Source organism: Chamaesiphon polymorphus CCALA 037 (assembly GCF_003003845.1).
GTDB classification, from domain to species: Bacteria; Cyanobacteriota; Cyanobacteriia; order Cyanobacteriales; family Chamaesiphonaceae; genus Chamaesiphon; species Chamaesiphon polymorphus.
In genome coordinates this window covers 20470-32866 of sequence record NZ_PVWO01000013.1, presented here as the reverse complement: position 1 = coordinate 32866, position 12397 = coordinate 20470, and the positions used below count along the sequence as shown (strand labels likewise).

The following is a 12397-nucleotide window of genomic DNA, read 5'->3' as shown; positions in this document are numbered from 1 at the left end:
GGCTCAGATTCATTCATCTTTTCCCCCTTATTTAGTAATTGTACCTCTTTCTATACTCTTTGAGCGGGAAGGGAGTAATACTACCAATCCAATCCTCAAGTATATTGCCACGACCGAACTCAAGCGGCTAGAAGTTCTGAGCGTGAAGGGGTTGCGGAAGCAGAAGAGTTTGCGGGTATTTGCGACATTTACTTACGATCCCGACGCTGATGTTAAAGACGATCGGGTAGAGAAAATCACTAAGGGGTTACTGAAAAATCTCGGTAGTTTCTCTGGGGCAGAGAAGATTAAGAAGTCTCAAGAGTTTTTTGCGTTTCTCGAAGCCAGTTTTAATGCCTTCTTGCTCTGGGAACAGATTTTTATCAATAAGATGGGTTTAAGCGTCAGACCTTTACAAGCACAAGAACTATGGGTGGATTTATGGGACAGATTCAATACCAAGCCATGTATTCCCGTCCCCCAGAAATTGATTTTCGATCGTGAGTCGATTAAAGAGGAAATTACTTCAGATATTCATGCTCTGTCATTACTCATCAATAGTGAGGAATCTTTACCAACGGCTGATTACCGTTGGGTACACGTCAAGAAAAGATTTACCGCAGTCATGGCAATGTTGGATCGTCCCGACGGATGGGAGGACGAAAGGGATTGTTTGAATTACTTTTGGTCTAAGCTCAGTCAGGATTTAGTGAATGACGTTGAAATTATCACGCAGTTATCCAAAGTCGATCAAACGCTCGTTCGCTCTCAGCTTAAAGATGTCACCAAAGAGCAAATCTTCCGTGCGGGTAAAGCTGCTGAAGATGGCGATGTCGGGGTAGCGGCAACGATCGATCTCCAAGAAGCAATCGATGCTCGTGCGACCTTACACCGAGGCGATGTCGCGCTATCTTGTTCGACAGTCTTCTTAATTCACCGCGACTCATTAGACAAGTTAGAGCGTGCCTGTAACTATTTAGAAAGCTTATTTCTCTATCCTGCGAACCTCAATCGCGAAACCACCTATACCTGGAAGACTTGGGCGCAGACATTTCCAGTTTGCTGGACTCCGCTGCTCAAATTTCCCTATAACCGTCTGGGTAGGATTTTTAGCGAATACGTCCTGGGGACGATTCCGTTATCGCAAGTATCGACTGTCGATAAATCGGGATTTGAATTTATCTCTCACGATGGTGGCGTACCGATCGCTCTCGACATGATTAACAGCCAACACCACATGCTGTTGTTGGCCACTCAGCGATCGGGTAAATCAGTTGTTATGACTAGCATGGTCAATGACTTCTTGCTTAACGATGTGCCCGTATCGATCGTCGATTACCCACCCACTGAGGATGCTAGCACGTTCAAGGATTACACCATGCTGCTAGGGGAAGCCTACTTCGATGTGGGTAAGGAAGCATGTAATCTGTTTGAGTTACCAAATATCAACCATCTATCTCAGGAACAGCAGGATAGTCGCCACTTAGACTATGAAGACTTCTTACTCGAAATTCTCTATTCAATGGTGATGGGAACCACAGCTCAAAATACCAGCGTTAATGGCGATATCGTGAGATCGATCTTGGCGTTAGTGATGGCGAAATTTTATAAAGATTATGAAATTAAACAGGCTATCAAAGCAGCGCGGATTGCTGGACTCGGATCGCCAGAATGGTCTAAGTATCCAACTCTCAAGCATTTTGTCGAGTTTTGCTCCCCCGAACGAATCGCCCTCAAACAGTCGCCAGAACAGATCGAGGCTCTAAATTTTGTCGTGACAAAATTACGTTACTGGCTGACTAGTCGGGTGGGTAAAGCTTTGTCGCGTCCCTCAACATTTTCAGCCGACAGCAAGTTATTTGTGATGGCGATGCGTGGGGTAAATAACGCTGAGGATGCGGCAATCCTATCGATGTGTATGTTCGGGGCAGTGTTGCGACGAGCTTTTAGCAACGTTAAGTCTGTATTGATTGTGGATGAAGCCGCGATTTTACTTCAATTCCCAGCACTGGCAAATCAAGTTGGCAAGCTTTGTGCCAACGGCGGTAAATCAGGAATCAGCGTAATTCTCGCAGCTCAAGAACCAGGTTCGATCGCAAGTTGTGCGGATGGCGATCGAATTTTAGGTAACTGCAACATTAAATTAGTTGGGCGGATTCAGCCGGAGGTCAGGGAAGCATTTCGGGACATTCTCTTCATTCCCGAAGAAATTCTTGCCCCCACAATGACTGATTCATTCAAGCCTAACAAAGCATTGGGATACTCGAACTGGCTGTTACTCGACGGACGCAGTTACACTCGCGTCCGCGCTTATGCCAGCGCGGGTAGCTTGGCAGCAGTCGTTAACAATACGCTTGAAGTTAAACGACGACAAGAGTTAATGGCTGCGGCTGAGAACCCCATTTTAGGGCTGCATCGATACGCTACAGAATTATTACCAACCTAACAATTTCTATGAAATTAAAGTTTCTCAGTGCGATTTCAATTGCGGGGGCGATCTTAGCATCGACATCTCACGCTCAGGCAGCTACTCTTGGGGGTACGCTAGCTCCGATCGATCCGCTAACAGGGCTTCCCGCAACTACGGCTATTGATGGCTCTGTTGGTGCTAATGGTACTACTATAGGTTACTCTAACTATCCTAATGCGATCGATGGCTCTATTGGTGCTAATGGCACTAATGCTAACGGTTATTCTCCCATTCGAGGAACGATCGATGGCTCTATTGGTGCTAGTCCCACTGTCGGTATGACTCCAATTTTACCGAGCGGGGCAACCTTAACTGGAGCGAATGGAAATTCTTACACTGTCGGCGCAAACGGGAATATTATCCAAGTTGGAACGGGAATAGCACTGCCAGCATTACCGTCACTTGCAGTCAGTTCCAGCAATCCCAATGCTTTTACTTCAACAAGTTTTACCGTTACACCATCCGCTGGCTACACCCCGATCGTCTTTGCCAATCCTTTGGCTCCGTGTGTTGCCAACCCTGCCAGTTGTGCGGCAAATCCCCAAACTACATTTGCATCGTTTGGGAATATTACTTCAACCTTACAGGCATCGGCTGAAGCAACTGCAAAACAGTATACGGATTCCGCAAAACAAGCAGCTACCGATTGGGCGGTTAAGAAAGCAACAACATGGTTTCAGACCGCGTTTCCTGGTTTGGCTGGGTTGTTCGGAGGCACAGCTTCAACCGCGCCGCCAGCATCTACTACAGCAGCAGAACGCCAGATTGTTTCACCAGCGAGTTCATCTAATGTCGCAGCTTTAGTAGACGCAAACAACAAGGCGGCTGAGGCTCGACGAGCTGCTCAAATTGCTGTGGATGTTAATAATTCGCCGAATGTTTCACTTTCGAGTGGTTCTAATCCTACTACTGAAAACGGCACGATCGTAGCGGGTACTTTCCTCGGCAAGGACGCAACAAACGATACTATCAATAAGCTATCTGACTCTAACAATGTAGTTAAAAATTCAGATAATCTCGCACAGACTTCTGAAGATGATTCCTTAACTGCAATTCAAAATTTGAAGTCTGTGGCGACAGGTATCGTTCATCAAAATGATTCGATCTTGGACACAGCTAGTAAGCAAGGTGTCGTTCAAGCGCAGTTATTACAACAAACATCTGAGAGTCAAGATCTTCAACGAAAAATTGCACTTGGCGAAGCAGATGCTAGCATCGCTTATGGAAAACGCAATGTTTATCTTGATGCTTATATCGGCGGAATTTCCAGGGTGAAGCGACAACCATAATCTAGAAGAGTGAAGCAGAAATAATTGGGATTTCTGCTTCACTCATATTTAAAATTTTAACAATATTCAAAAATGAATTTAACTTCACTCATCACTCCTAATCTATATTTTGTTGCGGCTGCAAGTCCTCCTTCAAGTGCTGCAAATGGTGGTATTGCAACAGCAGCAGCAAATGCAGCGAAGGATGCGGCTGATTCTACCAACGCGATGTGGGCAGTTCTTTATAACAGTAGCGGTGTCTTTGGTCGAATTGCTGGATTTAGTATCGGTTTGGCATTTATTTTTCTAGCTTGGCGATGCTACAAGCTTTATGAGGAGTACTCATTAAACGCCGAAATGCAACCTTGGCAAGTTATTCAGAAGTTAATGATGCCTTTATTATTCATCATTTTACTATCTCAAAGTGGTGCCCCAGCTAAAAAAGCGACTTATGCCCTCAGAGGTTTGACGCAGGGCTTTGGCATCACCATTATTGAAAATGTGGGTGCGGACATGCAGGCAGATTCTGCCGCATCACAAGCGGCGGGGATTACGAATGCACCACTCGATCCAAATAGTAATTCTGCAATCGGACAATCAGCCGTCAAGCAATTTTTAGCATCTCTCAATCTCTGTCGGCTCAAGCCCAATACAACAAATGCTTCGGGTGGTCAGTCAGCTCAACTTACTTGTGCGGCAACTGCGGCAGCTACACTAGCACAAACTATCAACGATGCTAATGTTACAGATCCGGCAATCATTCAATATTCACAAGCAATGGTATCTCAAATCGCCCAGCAGCAAGCTGCGGCAAGTGGGGCTGGAGTTAATGGCAATAACGCTGGCGGTAACGTACTAGATGGTCTGATAAATACTGCGTCCGCCGTTGCGAGTGGTATCTCCGACCCTGGAGCGGCTTTTGCAAAAATGGGAGACGAACTAATTTCGCTGGTGCTCAAGTGCATCACGATCATGTTTTACTGGGGACTCGAACTTGCGGCGATTTTATCATTTTATTTATTACCCCTAGCTTTAGCAATGGGAGTCGCTGATGAAAAAGCTATGGTGGATTGGTTTTCACAGTTTTGGGCACTATGCAATGCCAAGATTTGTTTTGCCATCGTGTTAGCGTTAATTGCCACTGTTGCAGGCAGGTTGGGGGGATTGGGTTACGTACTTGCCATGCTATCTGCGATATTTGCACCATTCATCACCTTTATCTTTGCCAAAGGCTCGATGATTGCCGTTGCTGAAGGATTGGCGACAGCTCCAATTAGTGCCGCAGGATCGGCAGCGGGGGGTGCAGCAGGGGGTATTGGGAAAGCAGTTAAAGCAGGGATTGCAGCTAAAGCTGGGGGTACGAGTGACGGCGCGAAAATAGCTAAAGCCATTGGGGGTAAAGTTGGATCTGTTGGGGGTAAAGCTAAGGCACTTTTTGGTAAAAAATAAACTCTCAAATTACTTTAATTACTAAATAACTATCTAAATTCATGTCTGACTCATTTCACGAACTTAAATCTTTAACTAAGATCCGACCGCATTCTCAGGCAACGGAAAACAATCATTTTGCACTATTTGTTTTAGTTACTTGCGGATTATCAATTTTCAATACACTCTTGTTGATAATCAACGCCTTTAGCACAAATAATATTGCCAATCGTCCGTTACCAACGATGGTACAAACCATCAACGGTAAAACGATTCAAGTTACAGCATTTGAATCTAAAAATCGATCGCCTCAGTTGATTAAAGATTTCACGGCGATGACGTTAACCAAGTTATTTACTTGGAGTAGATATTTACCACCCGCGACTACAGAGGATATGCGCCGACCCAAGATCGATCCTGGTGCTCCAATCGAATCTAAATCAGCCAAAGCTTTAGTACCAACTACTGTTTGGGCGGGAAGTTTCGCTTTATCAGACAAGTTTAGGGAAGAATTTTTAGGCGAGACGATCTCCCCATTGCTTACCAAGTTAGGCGTTTTGCAAGGTCAGTCGGAAGTGACGATCTCAATTTTGGACTTGCAAGATCCGATCGAAGTCAAAGGCAACAATGACGAACGACTTTGGAAAGTTAAAGTTGTGGCAAATCTAATTTTACGGTCGGCAGCAAACGTACCAGAGAAAACGATTCCATTCAATAAAATCGTCTATGTCAAGGCAATTTACCCAGCGACTTTGGCTCAAACTACTACTCCTGGAGATTTAGCTCAAGTGGTGGCAATGGCTCAAGCCCCTGGACTACAGATCTACGCAGTCGAGGCATACCAAGCAGACGATATCAAGCCCCCAACAGTATCTGCTCCGGCTCCTGCTACCAATGTTACTCCTACAACTCCTCAAAAATAGTCATGCAAGCAAAATTCAACTCAGAAAATCCTCCCTTAGACAATGAATTTTTTAGCGAATTAGTTGGTACCGATTCAGATCTTTCCGGTACGATCGAACATCCGCACGATCTTCCTGCCGATGCTGAAGGTGGTGACATTGAGGAACAGCGCACTACAATTCCCCTTCACAAGCAAGGGGGTGTTAAATCTCTTCTAATCTTGGGATTGTCGGCAGTTCCCATCGGTGGACTCGGATATATGATGTTCGGAAATAGTGGGCAGAACAGTCCGACAGTAGCTGCGACCCCGACTAACGAACCAACAGCTCCGAAAGCCGAGTTTGCACCCGATCCGCGTTTTGCCACCATGCAGAACAAGTTAGCAATGCAAGATCAGACGCGGGGGCTTGAAGATGCAGCTAAAGCTCAAGAAGCCGAGCGGCTCGCCAAAGCCGCCGCAGATGCCAAAGCCACCGCAGCAACTCCTAATCCACAGGCTACCCCAGTTACACCAGCTCCTGCGGTTACGCCCGTTACTAGTAGTAGATCTGCTCCACCAACAAACGTAGAACCGCCAATCGCTCCAGTCACCAAGCCTGTTGCTGTCGCACCTGCGATTACTCCAGCTCCTCAGCCGCGAGTTGCCAGCGAGCCAAAGGCGAAACCTCTAGTGGTTGTCGCCAAGCCTCAGCCGATCGCGTTTAAACCTCAGCCTGTAGCCAAAACTACGCCTCAACCTAGCTCGCAAGCTAAAGTGGCAATCGTTAAACCCCAGCCCGCTCCTGCGACTGAGGCGATCGTTCCTAAACAGCCAGTATCCTGGCAAGAGGCTACCGATAACGCTATTGGAATTTATGGCGAGAAGACAGTATCGAAAACCGTCACACAGACTACGCCAGAATCCGTCCAAAAATCTGTCGTGCAACCCATCGGACAACCGATGCAACCACAAACTATCGCTCAACCCATTCCACAGCCAGTTACACAACCTGTCACCTCGCAGATTTACCAACAACCAGTCGTGCGATCGAATGGACAATCATCTTATGTACCAGTTGGTAGATCGTCTCTGCAACCGTTAGTACAACCTGCTGGGCAGTTATATCCACAACAAATCCTGCCACTCGGCCAGCCATCGATGCAACCCGTGCGGCAACTCGTGCCACAAGCTAGCACGATTAAGAATGCAGCAGCTAACTATATAGCGTCGATCGATCCGAGGTCGTATTCAGAAGCTATTCCCCAGCCTGGGATCGAGCCAGACTATCAACCTGTCGATCGGGCAATTTCTCAATATTCTGGAGAGAAAGATAATTACAAAGACAATAAAACTTTTACGGTGGCGCAGGCGATCGTTATCCCAGGTCAGAACAGGATTGTATCGCTGATTTCCCCGATGCAAATCATTCCTGGTGAAGCCGGACAAGAAATTTTATTGCAACTAGAACAGGGTTTTGCCGATACCAATGGGGATGTGCCTATTCCCGATGGCACGAGAATTATTGCGACTGTCACCGTGGCATCAAATGGACTGATGCGAATCTCCTCAGCCATCGCCATCGTTAATGGTGAAAATATTCCCATTGATGCGGGGAGTTTAATTCTCAGTGGCACCGATAATAGTCCCGTCATCGCTCAATACAAGCAGTTCGACCAGGGCGAAATCGGTCGGCGAGATTTGCAGACGTTTTTAGCAGGGGCAGCTTCTGGGCTGGGAAGAGTTCTAACTCAACCTAATTCATCGGTTCAAGTTTCGACTAATGGCACGGCTGTTGTTAGTAGTACTAGCAATCCCAATATTGTAGGTGGAATTTTAGATGGCGGTGCGACACCGATTCTTGAGGCTTGGTCGAAACGTAATGAAACCGAGATTAGGCGGTTGGAGAGTGCGTCCAGACTCTGGTATCTGCCAATGGGATACAAAATGACGATCGTTGCGGTTAAGCCGTTTGCAGTGAGGTAAGAGGAATGTTGAAAAAATATTTAGGATTGCCATTAGTGTTAATTTCGACTCTTGTTGCGGGATCTCCTAGTCTTGCTAATCAGCCGATCGTTCGGGAAGTATCCACGCCGATGAATGGCGTGTTGGTTGTAAATATCATCCCTGGAGTGGGCGTTAACCTTAACTTTGAAGGAGCTGGAGAATACATTCAAACAATGATTGCCGACAATCGCTCCTTTGTTGGCATCAAGGCGGAAGGTTGTCTTGCAGTACAAGAAGGTTGTCAAGATCCAGCAAATTTAGTGCATTTAACTCTAATTGACAAACTTCAATTACCTGGAGTAACCAAAGTGAACTCGATTGCAACTCAATCAGTACTGACGATTAGGACTAGAGATCGAGCGAATAACCGCCGAACGTACCTTTTTAGTTTGCGTCAAGGCAGACCTGGAGACGAAGCGATCGCTCAAATTAACTTTATCAAAGCTGCTCCTCCTCCGCGATATTACGATCCGATTGCCGTCAAAAATGCCGAGGATTTGCGCCAGAAAGAGAATTCTCTGCGGTTAAATGCTTTAAGTTCTAAGCTATTCAAAGGTTTGAAAGTTGCTGTCAATCGGAATGAAGTTCCCAACTACGATAGACGGGGCAACAATCCAATCGATCGATTTATTCTTGACGTGCATGGAGGAATGCCGCTACTTAATGCTGCAACCAAGCATCGCATCGATTTGAATTTAGTATCTAAATTAATTCTGCTTGGTTCTTAATTTTCTTCATTACATTCGCAATAGCTTTATTACAAGCATAAATTATCATGGAAAGTCTCGATCGCTTCGTTAAGTCTACCTTAGATTTCTATCACTCTCGTCAATTCAATCGGTTTTGCAAGCTTACATTCTTGGCTTTTTATGCTACTGGGTTAGCATTTTTCTTAATGAATCCCACTCAGTTTTGGAATAACTGGAGCAATTTCCTGAACTAAGCTCATTCAGCTTGAGAATAATTGGAGTAACTTATCATGGCAAGATTCAAATTTCGACATTCAATTTTACCAATTGTGGGTGTTTGTTTGGGATTAAATATTCATCCCGTACATGCCCAAACTATTCAAGAAACACTCGGCAACTCGACCATTGGTGCGATGCCAGCCTATCCTAATTCAGTGAGGGTTAATGTCCCATCTCAAGCTCAAAGCTCGATGGGCGGGGTAACTTCAATTAATTGTCCCGCTGGGGTAGCTCCAGCAGCTTGTGTTCCAATGTCTGTGTGGAATACTACTTTTGCAGCAGGCAAATTGACTCCAGCTCAGATTGCGGCTAAAAATGGTACGCGGGTTGACTCCAATAGCAGTTTGGCTACAGCGACCCCGTGGTTGAGTCGCTTAAAAGTTGGCGATATTGCGGCAACTCCAGGGATGGCACAAATGCCTGTCACGGCTGCCGATGGTTCGCGGACGACAGTGGGCAATTTAGCGGCTAAAAACCCCAATGCAACTCTAGGAAGTGTTGCTGACTTACGCAAAACGAGTATCGCCCAATTTCCCCAAATTCAAAACACTCAGTTCAACCAGTTTCCTGGGATTTCTAATTTAACAGCAAATACGATCCCTGGATTGAGCGAGGTACTTATCTCTAGAATGCCTGGGTTTTCATATCCAGTTGGGGTGGCGGCGATTCGGTTAGATTTGGTGCGGACGAACGAGCGGAATATCCAACACATGGTGATTTCTGATAACGGAGCGCATAAGTGCATTACCAAATGCGATTATGGTGAGTTTCGAGCGGTGTTAGGGATGCCCTATCTCAATGGAGCGCGGATGATTTCAGGAGATAGTCAATCAGTTCCTGGCGGCAGCGGGCTATTGGCTCTAATGAATGGCGGACGCGAACCTGCTGGAATCGTTGTCGATATCGGCTCTGGGGGCGTGAAATTCATCCTGACGAACGTTAATGCCAAAAAAGGTACGGCATTGATTCACATGAATACGCGGGTATGCTCTTGGCTGGCTGGTTGCTCTCCCTATTTTATTCCCATACCCCTGTACTTGACTATTTCCGAACGCAATCGCGGCATTGCCATTCCGGTGGTTGGCTCTTCTATTTACCGCCAAGTGAAGGTACCATAATGACGAAATTTCAGCACCCGCAGTCAGTTAGCCATCAGCCAATACCTCAGCAGTTACCAACCATCGTCCAAGCCAAGAGCTTTATTGTTTCGCCATTGGGGTTAATTTCGGCTTGTGGGTTAATTTTGCTCGTTGCCGCACTATGCAGTAAGAAACCGCAGGGCAAGCTGGGTAAAGCTTACTGGGGTGGAGCTAAAGAGCGCAAAAACTCTCAAATTAAGGGTCGCCTACAGGTGGCTAACAGGAGGTCTAAGGTTGGCAAAACTTGCCTGTATATCAATCAACCACAAAGATCTCAATTGACTCACTATCGCGCGACGATTGGTGGCATCAAACGAACCCTAAAACAACAGGGATTGGGCGATGCCGAGATCGCCCAGAAGATTCGCCAAAGCCATAAAAACTTACCAAAGTTTCCTAACTTACTCCAACGCGATTCCACCGTATATTTCCCCGATTGTCAAGCTGGGACTGCGGTATTTGGGGCGGCTGGTACGGGGAAATCTTATGGAGTACTCAACCCTTACCTGCGTTCGGCAATCGATCAAGGACTGTCGATCGTTCTCTACGATTTTAAATATTACGAACAGTCTAAGGAGATTGTCGGCTATGCCAAAGAGCATGGCTACAACATCCAGATTTTCGCGCCGAGTTTCCTCGAATCTTGCACCATCAACTTACTCGATTTTATCGATGATTCCGGTCATGGAGTTGCTGCCGGAAATATGGCAGAAGTAATGCTCGAAAATCTCAAGGGTAGCGATAAAAATGCTGGTGGAAATGAGTTCTTCACGGACGCGGGGGTGACGCTGGTTAAAGGTTTATTCTTAGCAGCTAAATGGGTGGCAGAACAAGAGAACAGACCAGAACTTGGCGATCTGATGACGGCTGCGGCCATCATCGCGTTACCGAACCTCAGCAGTCGGCTCAAGTTTGCCAGCAAACGCCTAAATGTCTGGAATGACAAAGCTTTCAGTCAGCTAATCGGTATTGGTGGTGGCAAAAAGGAGACAAATGTTACTGAGGGTGGCATCATCGGTAACGCAGCTAAGGTCTTCCAGAAGTTCATCGAGCGAGATTTCGTTTCTGCTCTATGTGGTAAGAGCGACTTCAATCCTGACATTGAAGGAAAAACACTCGTAGTTGTCGGGCTAAACCAAGACTATCGGGCGATTCTCACACCGATTCTCGCAACGGTTCTCGACGTATTAATCTCCCGTAATGTCGCTCACTCGCGTCACCGAATAACTCCAGTAATTTGCTCGTTCGACGAAATTCCGTCGCTGAGATTACCTAAATTGGCTAATTGGTTGGCTGAATCACGATCGGCGGGATTCGTCGGATTGCTCGGCCTCCAAAATAAAAGCCAACTTAACGAAACCTATGGTGAGGATCGGGCGAATACGATGATGAGTAATTGCGCCACCAAGCATTACCTAAATCCGCAGGATGTAGGTAGCGCAAAGGAATACTCAGAGTATTTAGGGGAGAAAGAGATAGTTTATTGGACTAAGAGCATCAACAGCGGGAGCGGACAAGGTAACGCCACGGTATCGAGATCGGAGCAACGGACGCAAGTGCCATTAATGACTCCAGAGGAATTTTTGAAATTACCACAAGGTAAAGCTGTAACGATATCCCCTGGCTATAGCAATAAAAAGGAGGCATATATTCCAATTTTACACGACATTAAAGTCTCTCAAGTAGATATCGAAAATAGTAAGCGATCGGTCGGACATTGGGACAAGCTATTATCTAAAATTCAGTCGAGCAAACGGCAATTGAGTAATGCCGAATACGCCGAAATTATGACCGAGCGCAGGGCAATCGTCGAACGCCTTTTCCCCGAACCGCCACAGGGTAAATTGTTAGCCAAATTAACTACGCTGGTTAATGTAGTACTTTATCCCGATGCCCACGACAACCCTTCGCCATATCAACTGGCTGAAGAATCTAAGGTCTTCAAAAACGATGATATTCTCATCTATTCAGAATGGTCTACAAAGTCCAAGGAAGGTGGGGCGAAGTTTGATGCGTACAAAGCAAAAGACGATATCGACCGACTTTTGTTGCTGTTAGAGAGTCACGGAATTAAGTTTATTAAATCCCCCGATCTTTCTCATCCGATCTATTGCTCGAATCCAATTATCGAGCCAGAGGTAGAGACAGATGACGTAGAGACAGATACAGATGATGAAACTTATGATGGGGAGACAGATACTGAGAAACCTCTAGTTTCTACCTTATAATCGAACGAACGTTATTTATATTATTTTGGA

The 12397-nt window shown here is 46.0% G+C and carries 9 protein-coding genes; all 9 read left to right on the top strand.

What is annotated here, in order from left to right:
• A partial coding sequence (locus C7B77_RS29550; protein WP_106299859.1) for a hypothetical protein occupies positions 1-2425 on the top strand: 2425 nt, incomplete at its 5' end.
• Between the two features lie 8 nt (positions 2426-2433).
• Positions 2434-3738, top strand: coding sequence for a hypothetical protein (locus C7B77_RS02120; RefSeq protein WP_106299857.1), 1305 nt, complete (start codon positions 2434-2436; stop codon positions 3736-3738).
• A 72-nt stretch (positions 3739-3810) separates the two neighbouring features.
• Positions 3811-5166: a hypothetical protein gene (locus C7B77_RS02115; protein ID WP_106299855.1), complete on the top strand. Its 1356-nt coding sequence runs from the start codon at positions 3811-3813 to the stop codon at positions 5164-5166.
• A gap of 41 nt (positions 5167-5207) precedes the next feature.
• On the top strand, positions 5208-6068 hold the full coding sequence (locus tag C7B77_RS02110; RefSeq protein ID WP_106299853.1) for a hypothetical protein: 861 nt from the start codon (positions 5208-5210) through the stop codon (positions 6066-6068).
• A gap of 2 nt (positions 6069-6070) precedes the next feature.
• Positions 6071-8011 (top strand): hypothetical protein, encoded by a 1941-nt coding sequence (locus C7B77_RS02105; RefSeq protein ID WP_106299851.1) that lies wholly within the window; start codon positions 6071-6073, stop codon positions 8009-8011.
• A gap of 5 nt (positions 8012-8016) precedes the next feature.
• Positions 8017-8760, top strand: a complete 744-nt coding sequence (locus tag C7B77_RS02100) for a hypothetical protein (protein ID WP_106299849.1) — start codon at positions 8017-8019, stop codon at positions 8758-8760.
• A 47-nt stretch (positions 8761-8807) separates the two neighbouring features.
• Positions 8808-8975 carry a hypothetical protein gene (locus tag C7B77_RS29545; protein ID WP_181243675.1) on the top strand — a complete coding sequence of 56 codons (168 nt, stop codon included), beginning with the start codon at positions 8808-8810 and terminating at the stop codon, positions 8973-8975.
• A gap of 36 nt (positions 8976-9011) precedes the next feature.
• Complete coding sequence (locus C7B77_RS29540) at positions 9012-10118, top strand: hypothetical protein (RefSeq protein ID WP_181243674.1); 1107 nt, start codon at positions 9012-9014, stop codon at positions 10116-10118.
• Positions 10118-12367 (top strand): type IV secretory system conjugative DNA transfer family protein, encoded by a 2250-nt coding sequence (locus tag C7B77_RS02095; RefSeq protein WP_181243673.1) that lies wholly within the window; start codon positions 10118-10120, stop codon positions 12365-12367. Before C7B77_RS29540 ends, C7B77_RS02095 begins: the two co-directional genes overlap by 1 nt.
• Positions 12368-12397: the final 30 nt, after the last annotated feature.

Excerpts from the sequence above, each read along its gene's own strand:
- C7B77_RS02115 (WP_106299855.1), top strand. The coding sequence starts at position 3,811 with ATGAATTTAACTTCACTCATCACTCCTAATCTATATTTTGTTGCGGCT.
- C7B77_RS02120 (WP_106299857.1), top strand. The coding sequence starts at position 2,434 with ATGAAATTAAAGTTTCTCAGTGCGATTTCAATTGCGGGGGCGATCTTA.
- C7B77_RS29545 (WP_181243675.1), top strand. The coding sequence starts at position 8,808 with ATGGAAAGTCTCGATCGCTTCGTTAAGTCTACCTTAGATTTCTATCAC.
- C7B77_RS02100 (WP_106299849.1), top strand. The coding sequence starts at position 8,017 with ATGTTGAAAAAATATTTAGGATTGCCATTAGTGTTAATTTCGACTCTT.
- C7B77_RS02105 (WP_106299851.1), top strand. The coding sequence starts at position 6,071 with ATGCAAGCAAAATTCAACTCAGAAAATCCTCCCTTAGACAATGAATTT.
- C7B77_RS29540 (WP_181243674.1), top strand. The coding sequence starts at position 9,012 with ATGGCAAGATTCAAATTTCGACATTCAATTTTACCAATTGTGGGTGTT.
- C7B77_RS02095 (WP_181243673.1), top strand. The coding sequence starts at position 10,118 with ATGACGAAATTTCAGCACCCGCAGTCAGTTAGCCATCAGCCAATACCT.
- C7B77_RS02110 (WP_106299853.1), top strand. The coding sequence starts at position 5,208 with ATGTCTGACTCATTTCACGAACTTAAATCTTTAACTAAGATCCGACCG.